The 13,920-nt window shown below is 60.7% G+C and carries 12 protein-coding genes; 4 read left to right on the forward strand and 8 right to left on the reverse strand.

What is annotated here, in order from left to right:
* Window positions 1–26: 26 nt before the first annotated feature.
* From ACIQTW_RS13345 to dinB, 6 genes are all read right to left on the reverse strand, one after another.
* Window positions 27–1,823 (reverse strand): peptidoglycan D,D-transpeptidase FtsI family protein, encoded by a 1,797-nt coding sequence (locus tag ACIQTW_RS13345; RefSeq protein WP_402937435.1) that lies wholly within the window; start codon window positions 1,821–1,823, stop codon window positions 27–29.
* Window positions 1,824–1,865: 42 nt separating this feature from the next.
* Entirely contained in the window at window positions 1,866–2,534 is a 669-nt protein-coding gene (locus ACIQTW_RS13350) for a hypothetical protein (RefSeq protein WP_402937437.1), read from the reverse strand.
* Window positions 2,531–3,559 (reverse strand): 16S rRNA (cytosine(1402)-N(4))-methyltransferase RsmH, encoded by a 1,029-nt coding sequence (gene rsmH, locus ACIQTW_RS13355; RefSeq protein WP_402937440.1) that lies wholly within the window; start codon window positions 3,557–3,559, stop codon window positions 2,531–2,533. Before rsmH ends, ACIQTW_RS13350 begins: the two co-directional genes overlap by 4 nt.
* Window positions 3,560–3,696: 137 nt before the next feature.
* Window positions 3,697–4,128, reverse strand: a complete 432-nt coding sequence (mraZ, locus tag ACIQTW_RS13360; protein WP_017200836.1) for a division/cell wall cluster transcriptional repressor MraZ — start codon at window positions 4,126–4,128, stop codon at window positions 3,697–3,699.
* Window positions 4,129–4,574: 446 nt separating this feature from the next.
* Complete coding sequence (locus tag ACIQTW_RS13365) at window positions 4,575–4,943, reverse strand: DUF3040 domain-containing protein (protein ID WP_017200835.1); 369 nt, start codon at window positions 4,941–4,943, stop codon at window positions 4,575–4,577.
* 238 nt (window positions 4,944–5,181) lie between these two features.
* Window positions 5,182–6,444: a DNA polymerase IV gene (gene dinB / locus ACIQTW_RS13370; RefSeq protein WP_402937443.1), complete on the reverse strand. Its 1,263-nt coding sequence runs from the start codon at window positions 6,442–6,444 to the stop codon at window positions 5,182–5,184.
* Window positions 6,445–6,516: 72 nt separating this feature from the next.
* Between dinB and ACIQTW_RS13375 the strand changes: the two genes are divergently transcribed.
* A complete protein-coding gene (locus tag ACIQTW_RS13375) occupies window positions 6,517–7,092 on the forward strand; it encodes a hypothetical protein (protein ID WP_402937446.1) in 576 nt (191 codons plus the stop codon).
* The gene (locus tag ACIQTW_RS13380) at window positions 7,089–8,183 is read left to right on the forward strand and encodes a polyprenyl synthetase family protein (protein ID WP_402937449.1); all 1,095 of its coding nucleotides are present in this window, start codon (window positions 7,089–7,091) and stop codon (window positions 8,181–8,183) included. The genes ACIQTW_RS13375 and ACIQTW_RS13380 overlap by 4 nt, the downstream gene beginning before the upstream one ends.
* A gap of 111 nt (window positions 8,184–8,294) precedes the next feature.
* Here ACIQTW_RS13380 and ACIQTW_RS13385 read toward each other — a convergent pair whose 3' ends face one another.
* On the reverse strand, window positions 8,295–8,648 hold the full coding sequence (locus ACIQTW_RS13385) for an Rv2175c family DNA-binding protein (RefSeq protein ID WP_017200830.1): 354 nt from the start codon (window positions 8,646–8,648) through the stop codon (window positions 8,295–8,297).
* A 256-nt stretch (window positions 8,649–8,904) separates the two neighbouring features.
* On the opposite strand from ACIQTW_RS13385, the gene ACIQTW_RS13390 reads away from it, so the two are divergent.
* Window positions 8,905–10,248, forward strand: a complete 1,344-nt coding sequence (locus tag ACIQTW_RS13390; RefSeq protein ID WP_402937453.1) for a LysM peptidoglycan-binding domain-containing protein — start codon at window positions 8,905–8,907, stop codon at window positions 10,246–10,248.
* A gap of 75 nt (window positions 10,249–10,323) precedes the next feature.
* Window positions 10,324–12,399 (forward strand): Stk1 family PASTA domain-containing Ser/Thr kinase, encoded by a 2,076-nt coding sequence (pknB, locus tag ACIQTW_RS13395; protein ID WP_402937456.1) that lies wholly within the window; start codon window positions 10,324–10,326, stop codon window positions 12,397–12,399.
* A 53-nt stretch (window positions 12,400–12,452) separates the two neighbouring features.
* Here pknB and ACIQTW_RS13400 read toward each other — a convergent pair whose 3' ends face one another.
* Window positions 12,453–13,856 carry a class II 3-deoxy-7-phosphoheptulonate synthase gene (locus tag ACIQTW_RS13400; RefSeq protein ID WP_402937459.1) on the reverse strand — a complete coding sequence of 468 codons (1,404 nt, stop codon included), beginning with the start codon at window positions 13,854–13,856 and terminating at the stop codon, window positions 12,453–12,455.
* Between the last annotated feature and the right edge of the window lie 64 nt (window positions 13,857–13,920).

Here is a 13,920-nt window from a genome sequence, read left to right on the forward strand (position 1 = left end):
TTTGGCCGAACAGACGCCCAAAAAGCTTACTTGACGAACTGGGGCAACCGCGCGGGCGTTCCGGTGGACGGAGCAACGTTGTAGGTCCGGAGGACCTGCGACATCACTGAACGGAAAACGGGTCCGTTCGTGACTCCATAGATGTTTCCCTTGGGGCGCTGAAGGACCACTTCCACGATGAACCTGGGGTCGTCCATCGGTGCCATGCCCACCATCGAGGCTGTAAAACCGTCGAATCCCGGCAACCCGTCCTCGCGGGGAGCTTGGGACGTTCCCGTCTTGGCGCCGACGCGGTAGCCGTCAATGGCTGCATCCTTGATCTGTCCCTCGGTCACGGCGCTTTCCAGGATGTCCCGGACCTGCTGGGCTGTTTCCTTGGACACCACTTGCCGGGAATCCTTTGCGGGAACCTTTTGCTCCTCGCCCTCCGGAGTGATGTAGCTGTCAATAAGCCTGGGCTGGAGCATCACGCCATCGTTGGCAATGCTTTGGAAGGCGCGCACAGTCTGGAGTGTCGATTGGGAGACACCTTGCCCGAAAAGCACCGTGTACTGCTGGCGGTCGTCCCACTGCTCGGGCTTGGCCAGGATGCCTGTGGCCTCCGCGGGCAGGCCGATGTCCGTCTGTTCACCGATGCCGAATTTCTTCAGCCAGTCGTACCGTTGTTCCTTGGTGAGCCGACTGCCCGCCATCACCGTTCCGGTGTTCATGGACCAGCCAAGGATTCCCGCGAGGGTGCGCTCTTCGGTGCCGTGCTCGAATGCGTCGGTGAACGTCTGCCCGTCGATGGTGTAGGCCGCGGGGGTAGTGAAGTGGTCCAAGGGAAATGACTTCCCCTCCTCGATCACGGCTGCGGCAGTGATCATCTTCTGCACGGAACCGGGCTCATAGGCGGCAGTCACGGACCTGACACCGCGGTCCTTGGCATCAACTTTCCCGGGGTCATTGGGGTCCGGCGAATTGGTATCTGCCAGGGCAATGAGATTGCCCGTCTTGGTGTCGATCACAATGATGGAACCCCACTCGGCGTTCATCTTGTTGACTTGGCTTTGGATTGCCTGCTGCGCAAAATACTGGATGTCCGTGTTGATGGTCAGCTTGACGTCGCTACCATCAACAGCCGGGGTGAGCTCGTCTGTTGCCACCGGGATCCTGAGTCCATCAGCACCGATCTCAAAGACGCGTTTACCTTCGACACCACGAAGAATCTCGTCCTGGGTTTGTTCGATGCCCGCCTGCCCGTTGGTGCCATCCTTGAGGAAGCCAACCACGCCGCCGGCAACGCTGCCGTTGGGATAAACGCGCTTGCTGACACCTTCCGCACTGAGGCCCGGGATATAAAGCTTGGAAATCCGGTCTTCCAGTTCCGGCTTGACGTCCTTTGCCACCACGAAGTACTGCTTATCTCCGGTCAAGGACTCACGGATAGTACTCTCATCCGCTCCCAGAAGCCCGGCAAGGTCAGAGATCCCCTGATCACGGGTGATCTCGTCCAGTTTCTCGGTCTTCTCATTGAAGCGGTGGAACGTTTCCGTGCTCGTATTCACGGTTTGGTCCACCACGATGTTGTACCGGATCACGCTGCTGGCCAGCACCGTCCCGTTCGCATCCACAATCTGCCCCCGTTCGGCAGGGAGCACTTGAGGAGTGAGGCGGCTCGCCAAGGCAGCTTCAGCCATCCCGCCCATATCCAGGCCCTGAACCATGAACAGCTTGCCGCCCACCACCAAGAGCAAGGTCAGCATGATGCCGAGGCCAACGCGCAACCGCTTTCTTGCCGCCGGCGTCTTCGTTTTTTTCGATGTGCCGGGGTTCTTTGCCACGTTGATTCCTTGCTGCTGGCCTTGCTTCGGTGGACTGACTGTCTACTGCCCTGGTGCCTTTTGCTGGGGAGCCGGTACCGATCCCCCGTGGAGCTCTACGGGTGGTTTCGCTGCCGGAGACACCGGGGTTGCCGCCGGGGTGGGGGGCGTTGCGGCCGGGGCCGACTGGGTTGCATCCGGCTTGCGGCTTTCCAACGGGTCCTTGGTAGTCACCGATGGAACCACATCAATCAAGCCCTCAACCGCCGGAGCAGCGAGCAGGGCACCGGGATTGTCTCCCTTAACCGCCGGTGATGCCTTACCGGTCACAGCCATGGTGTTCAGATCGATCTGGCCCTTCACCGTGGAAGCAACCATTCCCAATTCTGCAGCCTTGGCAGCGAGGTTCTGCGGAGCTTCGAAGTTCTGCTTCTTCTGCGTCAGGTCCTGATTCTCTTTGTTCAGCGTTGCAGCTTCGGCTTTCAACTGCACCAACTGGTATTGCGCTGTGGACACGGAGATGTTCAGCACCAGGACAGTCAGCAGCGCGGCGGCCATCGCCACGAAGCACAGGACCACGAAGGGCGTCCTTCGCTTTCCCGGTGCACTTCGTACCACTGATAGAGGAGTGCGCGCCTTGCGGGCAGTGTCAGGCTTTCCCGCTGGGACCGGAAGCGCACGTGCAGTGCTGCCCACCGTGGAGGGCAAAGTCTTCGCTGCGGCGTTGCTCATGCGTCTCTCCTCTGTTTGATACGCTCCACTGCCCTCAACCGGGCAGACGCCGCGCGGGGGTTTTCAGCGATTTCTGCTGCTGTAGGCACTTCCGTGCCCTTGGTGATGGTCTTCAATTCGGGTTTGTGTTCTTCAAGCTCAACCGGGAAACCGAGTGGTGCCGACGATTTGGAACCGGATTGGAAAACGGACTTTACGATCTTGTCCTCAAGGGAGTGATAGGACATGACCACGATCCGCCCACCCATGGCCGTCGCGGCGACGGCTGCCGGAACTGCCCGTTCCAAGACGTCGAGTTCCTCGTTGACCTCGATCCTTAGAGCCTGGAACGTGCGTTTGGCCGGATGACCGCCACTCTTCGCTGCAGCGGCGGGGACAACGCTGCGGATCTGCTCCACAAGTTCACCAGTGGTGGCGAATGGCTTCTCCGCGCGAGCGTTGACGATCCGGTTGGCTATCCGCCCGGCGAACTTCTCCTCGCCCCATTTCCTGATGATGCGCACCAGTTCGTCTTCGCTGTAGTTGTTGACTACATCAGCTGCAGTTTGGCCACGGCTCGTATCCATCCGCATGTCCAAGGGAGCGTCGTAGGAGTAAGCGAATCCACGCTCCCGCTCATCCAACTGCAGGGACGAGACCCCGAGGTCCATGAGAATGCCATGAACTTCCGGTATGCCCAGGTCCAGCAGGACTTCCTCAATCTCGTCGTATACAGCATGGACAAGATCGGTACGGTCAGAAAAAGGCTCCAAGCGGGCTCCCGCCAAGGCCAAGGCTTCCTCGTCGCGGTCGATGCCAACGAGGTGGAGGTCAGGGAAGCGCTGCAACATGGCCTCGGAGTGGCCTCCCATGCCAAGGGTTGCATCGATGGCGACAGGTCTTTCCCCGCGTTTCCTGGCCGCCTCGAACCCGGGAGCGAGCAAGTTGATGCAGCGGTCTTTCAGGACGGGCACGTGGCGCTCCGATGTGGGCTTTGCCGCGTCCTGCTCTTCCACGCTGCCTCCTCTTTCCTCAATCGCTTGCATGCTGATTCTTGAATCGGATCCCCATCCGCGCCTATCGTTCGGCCGGCCTGGCTCAGGGGAAGGTGAGCCAGGAAGACAGTTCGATGGGCGGCTGGAGATCCCATTCAAGAAGCTGGACTGCGGTTCCTCCAACCGGGTCAGATGAACCCGGGCAGATTGTCGTCATCCGTTTCCGAGAAGGCTGCTTCCTTCTCATTGAGGTACTCGTTCCAAGCTTCGGCATCCCAGATCTCCGCCCGGGTACCGGCACCGATGACCGCCAGTTCCCGACCAAGCCCTGCGTACGTCCGGAGCGCCGGCGGAATCGTCACGCGCCCCTGCTTGTCAGGTACCTCATCAGAGGCTCCAGACAGGAAAACCCGAATGTAGTCACGTGCCTGTTTGGAAGACAGTGGCGCCTCCCGCATTGACTCGTGAATGCGTTCAAATTCTTTCTGGCTGAAGACGTAGATGCAGCGTTCCTGGCCCCTGGTGAGAACCAATCCGTCGGCAAGCTCCTCACGAAACTTGGCGGGAAGGATGATCCGGCCCTTTTCATCGAGACGCGGCGAGTGAGTACCCAGAAACACTGGTCCACCGCCCCTCAATCAAGGTGCCCGCACATACCCAACACTTGCCACTACCCTCTTATGTACTCCACTTTACTCCACAACGCACCACAGTCAACGCAATGGATGGTGTTTCTCCACCACTTTGAGAATCCTCCGGCCCGAACTTACGCGGATTTTAGGGCGGTGGCAGAAAGTGGAGGGCCAAATGCAGGGCGCAGAGCCAGCCACTTCAAGGTCCCGGATTTCCTGCCCCGGATCGGCCAATCCCACTCCAGGTTCAGGGCAAACGGGTGGAAAGGTGGAGAAAAGGGCGGGAAGTGGAGCGCCATTCCTCCGCCGGAGGATCAGCCCTTAAACGCGAAAAGACCCGCAGTGCGGGCCTTTCGTTATCCCCTGATGAAAATTAGGGGCGTGGGTGAATCAGGAGTGGGCGCGTGTGACGGCTGGGAGCCCGAACGGGACAATCAATTGTCGTCGCGACGCCGTTCGTCCCAACGTTCTTCCAAGCTGCTCATGAACGAACTCTTGGGCTTGGTCTTGCCGGGTTTTCCCTTATTGGCTTTGCCGAAGGCCGCGCCACGCAACGTGGCAAAGTAGACGCCAGCACCCATGACGATGAAACCAAGGACACCCACAGGTATCGCCTGCATTGATACGCCAACAAGCAGGAGGAGAATACCGGCAATGGCACCAAGCACACCGATGATGACATGCCGGGTAGACCAGCTGCGGATGGGATCCGAACCCATGGTGTTGGCGAACTTCGGATCGTCCTCATGAAGTTGCTTCTCAAGTTGCTCAAGCAGCTTCTGTTCATGCTCCGAGAGGGGCATCGCGACCTCCTTTAGTCAGCCAGCGTCTGGACATAACGCGTCCTGTGCGTCTGTTTCCCTAACGATCGGACCAAGAAAATCGTTCCCCAAAATTCCCTCTTGGTTCAGCGGGCATCCCGGGGCCGACTGTTCAGGAAACAGTTTGTCCAGACGATCTAAATCTCTGTAATAAATAGGATAGTTTGTCCGACGCCGTTCTGAAAGACGCCGGGAGTCCTGCCAAGCACCCGTGCTTGCCTCAAGAGTCCGCAGGTGGCTTTCCAGGTTCCAGTAGCCGTGCCGGAAGGAGCGTTTTGGACCCAAAACGCTCGGAGACCCGGTCAAGCGCCTGTTCGGCTGCCCGCCAGTTATCGTCCCGCCGATCAAGGCTCAACTGCAGGGACGTCTGGCCTGCGGGTTCCAATTGCTCAGCCCGGACTCCTACCAGCCGAACACTCATGGATCGTGTCCCCAAGGATTCAAGGAGCTGCACGGCCACCTGGTAGATCAGTTGCGCGCTGTCCACGGGGGTGTGCACGGTGCGGCTCCTTGTGACCATGGAGAAGTCCGAGTACCGCAGCTTCAAAGCCACGGTCCTTGCCAGCATGCCTGAGCTCCTGAGCCGGATGGCGGTACGGTGCGAAAGCCGCAGCAATTCCCGGTGCAGCAGAGCATCGTCCGCCGTATCTACGGAGAATGTCTCCTCTGCCCCGATGCTTTTTTCAAGCCTGGCTGGAGTTACGGGCCGCGGGTCGATACCCATGGACAACCGATGAACGTGCTCACCACTGGCTCCCAGGACCTTTTTGAGCGACGCCAAGGGCGTTGCCGAAACATCCGCGACCGTGCGAATGCCCAGACGGGAGAGCACTTCGGCAGTTTTGCCACCGACACCCCACAAGGCACCAACAGGAAGACTATGGAGATAAGGGACAGAGTCCTCGGCATCGATCTGGAGGATACCGTCGGGCTTGCACCGTGTGGAGGCGATCTTGGCCACAAACTTGGTGCTGGCAATCCCGACGGATGCCGTGATGCCAAGTTCAGACTGGACACGCCGGCGGATGAGATGCCCGATATCCATCGGCGACCCAAGGCGGCGAATGGCCCCTCCCACGTCCAGGAAGGCTTCGTCTACACTCAGCGGCTCCACCAAATCAGTAATGGAGGCGAAAATCTCCATGAGTTGGGCGGAAACCTCGTAGTACTCCGTGTGCCGGGGGTTGATGATCACAGCGGATGGACACCGCCTCATGGCAATGGACATGGGCATGGCAGACTTCACACCTGTGGCCCGGGCCTCGTAAGAAGCAGAAAGCACCACGGAGCGTTCTGCAGGGAATCCAACAATGACCGGTTTCCCCCGAAGATCGGGACGGCTGCGCAGTTCCACGGAGACGAAGAAAGCGTCCATATCCACGTGGAGTATGCTCGTTCGCCGCATTTCCCGCAGGGCATCTTCTGCGCTGCGGGCGGGCTTGCTGCCGGCACTTTGAGTACCACCGAATGCTTCCTGCCTCACAACGGCAATACTATGCCCGGCCACTGACTAAACTGGAGGCACAGTCCGGCTCAGCCCCAGGAAGGATACCCTGTGAAGCTCTTTGGAACTCCTCAATCGCGAGGGTTTACCCTGCTCGCAGTCAGTGTCGCTTTGGCGGCCTCAGCATGCACCCCATCACCCGGCGGTTCTGCAGCGCCGTCCGCTACAAGCGCTTCCTCGCCTTCGTCGGCGACGCCAACTCCCTCATCATCTGCTTCCGGTTCCGCGGCCTCGCCTGAAACCACCTCTTTTACGGAAACCCCCACAGCGGCTCCCGACGCCACAGCAACAGTGAACGCACTTGTTCCTGGTTTCCCTGAGCAGCTCATCCCCGTAATGCCCAAGACTTCTGTTCGTTCAAGCAGCGTGGACAAGAGCGCTGCTGTAGCAACCGTGGCTCTCGTTGGAACAATCAAGGCTCCGCCGGAGGGCGTTGTGGACTACTACAAGACATCCATGGAGGCGCAGGGCTTTAAACTTGTCCCCGGCCCGTCCGCTGTCGGCAATGTCACGTCCTTGGACTTCATCCGTGGTGACGGCGAGACGGTGAACGTTTCGGTCAGGCAAAAAGAAGGCGTCTCAACGTTCACTATCGGTGCCAACGTGGCGGCCGGGTCCGTCAAGTGACGGTAATTTCCCACGTCACCTCGGAGCAGACGCAGTTCATTAGTGGTGTTGCCGGCAAACTGAGCGGCTTCATGTCGGAGCAGCGGGACCTTATGGCCTCGGTTTCTCCCGATGTGGAACCGCTTATTGGATCGATTTCGAATCTGGTCACCGGCGGGAAACGTCTCCGGGCCTTGATGTGTTACTGGGGTTGGAGGGGCGCCGGCGGCGCCGCCGCCGACCCGGGCATCGTCACGGCAGGGTGCGCCCTGGAGCTATTCCAAGCGGCGGCCCTGATCCACGACGACATCATTGATCGATCCGACACCCGCCGCGGCGGGCCAAGCGTGCACAAGCGGTTCAGCCAGCTCCATGAAATGAATGGCTGGGCGCTGGACAGCGGACGTTTCGGCGATGCAGCGGCTATCCTGACCGGCGACCTTTGCCTGTCCTTCAGCGAGGAGTCGTTTACGGAAATCGGCCCCAGGGCAGCAGCCGGAACTCCTGCACGCCGGATTTTCAACATCATGCGGGCGGAAGTGATGGCAGGTCAGTACCTCGACATCCTGGAAGAAGTGGCCGGGCCCGTCCGTGACAGAGCCGGATCCGTTGAGCGGGCAAAATCCATCATCCGGTACAAGTCCGCAAAATACTCCACAGAACATCCTCTGGCGTTGGGCGGGGCATTGGCTGGCGCTCCCTCCGGCTTGCTCAACGGTTACTCGGAGTTCTCCTTGCCACTGGGTGAGGCCTTCCAAATGCGGGACGACGTCCTGGGCGTCTTTGGCGATCCCGAAACGACCGGCAAGCCCGCTGGGGATGACCTCAGGGAAGGCAAACGCACCGTTCTGGTCGGATTTGCCATTAACCAGGCACAGCCGGGTGAGGCAGACTTCCTCGATCGCATGCTCGGCAAACCTGACCTTGGGGAGGATGAGGTAGCTGAGATACGGCGCGTCATGATTGAGTGCGGCGCTTTGGAGGCCACGGAGTCGCTGATCGCCGAGCTAAGCAATAGGGCCTTTGAAGCCCTGGAACGCCTGCCCCTTGACGACGTTCCCTTGGTGGCGTTACGCCAGCTTGCCGAAGCCGCTGTTAGTCGGGCGGCCTGACCCGCAGGCAGCCGGCACAAACAAGACATGCAGCGACGACGGCGGTGAATCACCGCCGTCGTCCGCGTTTTCCGGCCTCCCGCTCAGGAGGCGCTGTCTCAGGAGGAGCTGTTACCAGGCAAGGGACTGGGCGCGGCGCCTGATCTCTGTCTTTCGCCCCTCGCGCAGGGCGTCAATGGGGCGCCCCCGCAATGATTCGTCCGGGGTGAACAGCCAGATGATCAGTTCTTCGTCGTTGTAACCGGCGTCGCTGAGAACCGCAATGGTTCCCTTTAGGCTGTCTACAACGTGCCCGTCCTGGATGAAAAGGGCAGGGATTGAACGGATATTCCGTTCTCCCCGCCGGATGGCGACAAGCGCGCGCTCATCCAGAAGTCCGTGGACTTTGGTGATGGAAACTTCCAACAGTTCGGCAACATCCGGCAGCGGCAGCCAGTCGGAAACAAGGCTTTCTACATTACTCACGGATCAAGGTTGCCACGCCGCCCCGCCCGGCGCATAGCCGGACCTTGATGCCGACGCCTCCAAAGCGCTTTACAGCCGCAATTCCGGCGATATCAATTGTGGCTGTTTGTCCGGTTTGACAGAAATTGTTGTGCTCATCGACTAAGTGTGAGAGATTCACACTGATCACATTTGCATCATTGATAACATCAGCAACATTGGTAACACTGACAACAGCACTGATAATCCCCCGCTGTTCGAGATGAGGACACATTTCATGACGACGCCCCGCTCGCCGAAACGAACCATGAGCATGCCGGTCATCGCGGCAACCACGGCTGCGCTTCCCGCCGTGGTTTTGTCCTCGCTTGCCCTGGCCCAACCGTCCATGGCAACACCGGCGCCGCAGCCTCGAAAGATTCCGGCTACCCTCGCTGCGGCCATGAAAGCGCAAGCAGTCAACGTGGGCTCGGTCATTCCCGCGCAGGCCGTTGCCACCACCATCCCTGCAGCCCTGCGTCCCATGGCTCCGGTAGTACCGGACACTTACACGATCTTGCGCGGCGATACGATCAGCGCTATCGCGCGCCGCTTCAATTTGGACACGACGGCCGTTCTCCAGATGAATAAGCTCTCAGCCACCACGCTGATCTACCCGGGCCAGACCATCAAGCTCAAGGGCACAGCAACAGCAGTGCCCGCGCAGCCTGCCCCGACCACCCCCAGTGCGCCCAGCGCCCCCGCCAGTGCAAGCGTCTACACCGTGGTCTCCGGAGACACCCTCGGTGGCATAGCAGCCAAACACGGCGTTCCGCTGTCCAGCATCTTCAGCTGGAACGGGCTCAACGGAAGCTCCATTATTTATCCCGGGCAGAAAATCAAAGTCAGTGGCGGATCCGCCCCTTCAGCGCCTGCAGCCCCTGCTCCCGCACCTGCGCCCGCACCACTGACTGGCGCTGGTTCCTACACCATCAAGGCGGGCGACACCCTCAGTTCCATCGCTTCCCGCCACGGGGTTTCCCTGGCTGCGTTGATGGCCGCCAACAACAACGTGACTGCCACCACGGTCATCTATCCGGGCCAGAAACTGACCATCCCAGGCGCCGGATTGCAGCCGGCAGGTGAGACCAAACCGCTGGTCCCCAGCACCTTCCTGGGCTTCACCTATCCGCCGGCAGTTGTCAGTTCGGCCAACGAGAACAAGGCCTTGCTCAACGCCTCTCCCGTTCCCAGCCGGGCTGAAATGAAGAGCATCGTAGCTGACACGGCCCGGCGCATGGGCGTCAGCCCTTCCCTGGCTTTGGCCTTCGCCGAACAGGAATCAGGCTTTGACCAAAGGGCGGTCTCACCTGCCAACGCAATCGGCACCATGCAGGTTATTCCCTCTTCCGGCCAGTGGGCGTCCGACCTCGTGGGTCGCAAGCTGAATCTCTTGGACCCGTACGACAACGCCACGGCAGGTGTCGCCATCATCCGAACCCTGATTGCTACCAGCAAGGACTTGGACACGGCGATTGCCGGCTACTACCAGGGTCAGTACTCAGTCAGTAAGTACGGCATGTACGACGACACCAAGCGATACGTCGAATCGATCAAGGCCCGCCAGCGTACCTTTGGCTAGGCCATCAGCTGCACCTTTGAAGGGGCCCGAAACCCGCGTGGTTTCGGGCCCCTTCACTGCCTCGTTTAGGATCGTATGGTGCAAGAACCAACGCAGGACCACCTCATCGGGACAACCGTCGACGGCCGATACGCGGTCCGTTCCCGCCTGGCGAGGGGCGGAATGTCCACTGTTTACCTGGCCACGGACCAGCGCTTGGAGCGCGACGTGGCCCTCAAAGTCCTGCACCCGCACCTCGCCAACGATCCCACATTCCTTGATCGGCTAAGCCGCGAAGCAAAAGCGGCCGCGAGCCTCTCGCACCCGCATATCGTCGGTGTCCTCGACCAAGGCGAGGACGGCCATATCGCCTATCTGGTCATGGAGTACGTCAAGGGACACACCCTTCGCGACACCCTTAACGAACAGGGTGCCTTGCCGCCGCGCCTTGCCTTGGCCCTGATCGATCCCGTCATTGAGGGTCTGGCCGCCGCCCACCGCTCAGGCTTGATCCACCGTGACGTCAAGCCCGAAAACGTTCTCATTGCGGACGACGGACGCATCAAAGTAGGAGATTTCGGACTGGCCCGGGCGATCTCCGCAAATACCAGTACAGGTGCCCTGATAGGCACTGTGGCGTACTTGGCTCCCGAGCTGGTGCTCGGCCAACCAGCTGATGCCCGCAGCGACATCTACTCGGCAGGCATCATGCTTTATGAGATGTTGACCGGCAAACAACCTTACGCAGGAGACTCTCCCATCCAGGTCGCCTACCAGCACGTCAATGCTGTGGTGGGACGCCCTTCGGAAGCCGCTCCCGGCCTCGCCGAGGACCTCGATGAGCTGGTGCAGTGGTGCACCGCGGTAGATGCGGAGAACAGGCCCGTGGACGGTGCTGCTTTGCTGACCGAGCTCCGCCACATCCGCACGACGCTGACAGACGAAGAACTGGACCGCCGGCAAGCGTCGTCCCGATTGCCGGGCTCCCCCGCGGCTGCCGCAGCGTTAGGCCGTTCCGATGCACCAGGGTTTCCCGGCGGGAACCACACAGAGGCCATCGCAACCAGTGCCTCGCCCACGGAATTGATCCCGCACCAAAGTAATCCCACCACCATCATGGCTGCGGGTGCTGCAGGCAGGCTGCAGACCGGCCCCGTTGGTCCGGGCAGCGATTTGGACGTGCGCCAGCCCGGCAAGCGGGAGCTGAAGAGACTTGAACGGCAAGAGAACAAAGACCGCGCTCGAGCCGCTGCCACTCCGAGCCGCCCGCTACGCGAAGGCAACCCCCGCCGCCGTGGCATTATCTGGACCATCGTGATCGTCATCCTTGCAACGCTTGCCGCGTCGGCTGGCTGGTTCTTCGGGATGGGGCCCGGATCGCCGGGAACGGTTCCTGACGTCAAGAACAAAACGGTGGCCGAGGCACAACAGCTCCTCCGCACCGCCGGTTTCCAATCGGAACCGAAGGATGTTTTCGACGACGACATCCTTGCAGGGCTCACCGTCGGGACCGAACCGGAGTCCGGCACCGAGGTCCGGAAGTTCCAACCCATCACGCTCTTCGTTTCCAAGGGGGCCCAGCTGTTCGCCCTGCCCGGGCTGACCGGTGGCACCTTGGACGAGGCCAAGATTGCCTTGAATTCCGCCGAAATGGCCCTGGGCAACGTCACTGAGGCTTTTGACGAGAAGATTCCCGTCGGCGTCGTGATTGCGCAGGACCCCGCTAAAGGTACCGAAGTCAGGCATGGCACCCCCGTCTCGCTGGTGGTCTCCAAGGGACCCCAGCCCATTCCTGTTCCCGATGTGCGCGGATTGACACAGGACGCAGCAGTCAGGGCCATTCAGGATGCCGGGCTGAAAGCAGTAATCGCTCCGGAGACGGTGAATGACAAGACGGTTCCCAAGGGTTCCGTTGTTTCCCAAATACCGGCGAATGGAACCCTTGTCCGGGGCGAAGCGGTGACGCTAACTGTGTCCAAGGGGCCAAGGTTGGTGAAGGTGCCAAGCTTCATCGGCAAGCAGGCCGATGAAGCTGAAAAGGAACTGAAACGGCTTGGCTTCAAGGTAGAGGTCAACAAAATCCTGGGCGGATTCTTCGGCACTGTCCGCGACCAGAACCCCGTCAATACCGAAATTCCGGAAGACTCAGTGGTCACCCTTACTGTCGTCTAGGAATACAAGAAGAAGGCGCGGCCCGGGAATCCGGGCCGCGCCTTTCTGTGTCTCTACCTCTTGGAGAGGGCTCCTGCCACCAGGAAGGCCATCTCGAGGGACTGCATGTGGTTCAGGCGGGGATCACACACCGACTCATAACGGTCCAGGAAGGCGTCCTGGTCGATCGGGTCGGCGCCGCCCAAGCACTCAGCGACGTCATCGCCGGTCATTTCAACGTGGAGTCCGCCCGGGACCGTGCCCAGGGCGTGGTGCACCTCAAAGAATCCACGCACTTCATCAATAACGTCGTCGAAATTACGCGTCTTGTAGCCGTTGGGCGACGTGACCGTGTTGCCGTGCATCGGGTCGGTCACCCACAGCACCTGCGCTCCGGAAGCAGTGACGCGTTCGACGACGGCCGGCAGTTTCTCCCGGATGTTGCCGGCACCCATGCGGGTGATGAACGTGAGGCGGCCTGGTTCGCGGTTGGGGTCCAGTTTGTCGATAAGGCGCAGGGCATCGTCTCCGCTGGTGGTTGGGCCGAGCTTGACGCCGATGGGGTTCCGCACGCGGGACAGGAAGTCAACGTGTGCATGGTCCAGTTCACGGGTCCGCTCACCGATCCACAGGAAATGCGCAGAGGTGTCGTAGGGCAAGCCGGTACGGGAATCGATGCGTGTCAGTGCGCGCTCGTAGTCGAGCAGCAGCGCTTCGTGGCTGGCAAAGAATTCCACGCGCTTGAGTGCCTCGAAGTCAGCGCCGCAGGAGTCCATGAAGCTGATGGCACGGTCGATGTCGCGCGCCAGCGATTCGTAACGCGCGTGTGCCGGGTTCTCGGTGAACCCCTTGTTCCACTGGTGAACCAGGCGGAGATCGGCGAAGCCGCCTTGGGTGAAGGCGCGGATGAGGTTCAGTGTGGATGCGGACGTGTGGTACGCCTGAAGCATCCGGCCGGCGTCGTGCGCTCGGGATTCCGGCGTGAAATCGTAACCGTTGACGATGTCACCGCGGTACGCCGGAAGCGTCACGCCGTCGCGGGTCTCGTCATTGGAGGAGCGCGGCTTCGCGAACTGGCCGGCCATCCGTCCCATTTTGATGACAGGCATGGCAGCACCATAGGTGAGGACCACGGCCATCTGGAGGATCGTTTTGACCCGGGCGCTGATCTTGTCCGCGGTAGCGGCCTCGAAGGTCTCAGCGCAGTCACCGCCCTGCAGGAGGAAGGCTTTGCCTTGGGCGGCAGCGGCGAGGCGCTCCCTCAGGACGTCCACTTCGCCAGCGAACACCAAGGGCGGCACCACCGAGAGTTCCTTGACGGATTCCTTGAAGACCTCAGTGTTGGACCATGTGGGCTGCTGGGAGATCGGCAGGTCCCGCCAAGCGTCGAGGCCGGGATAGTTCGCTGCTCCGCTCTGGGCGGTGCTTGCGAGAGGATCTGCTGCGGAGGGTGCGGTGTTCGCGGTTAGCTCAGTCACCCTTCAAGAGTAGTAGCCCACAGCAAGGTTGCGGGACTGCAGCCGTAACCGATGCCGCCGCCTA

The sequence above is a fragment of the Paenarthrobacter sp. NPDC090517 genome (assembly GCF_044769165.1).
Classification (GTDB): domain Bacteria; phylum Actinomycetota; class Actinomycetes; order Actinomycetales; family Micrococcaceae; genus Arthrobacter.

Coding starts and splice junctions, on each gene's coding strand:
- ACIQTW_RS13350 (WP_402937437.1), bottom strand. CDS start 2,534: ATGAGCAACGCCGCAGCGAAGACTTTGCCCTCCACGGTGGGCAGCACT.
- rsmH (WP_402937440.1), bottom strand. CDS start 3,559: ATGCAAGCGATTGAGGAAAGAGGAGGCAGCGTGGAAGAGCAGGACGCG.
- ACIQTW_RS13365 (WP_017200835.1), bottom strand. CDS start 4,943: ATGCCCCTCTCGGAGCATGAACAGAAGCTGCTTGAGCAACTTGAGAAG.
- ACIQTW_RS13390 (WP_402937453.1), top strand. CDS start 8,905: ATGACGACGCCCCGCTCGCCGAAACGAACCATGAGCATGCCGGTCATC.
- pknB (WP_402937456.1), top strand. CDS start 10,324: ATGGTGCAAGAACCAACGCAGGACCACCTCATCGGGACAACCGTCGAC.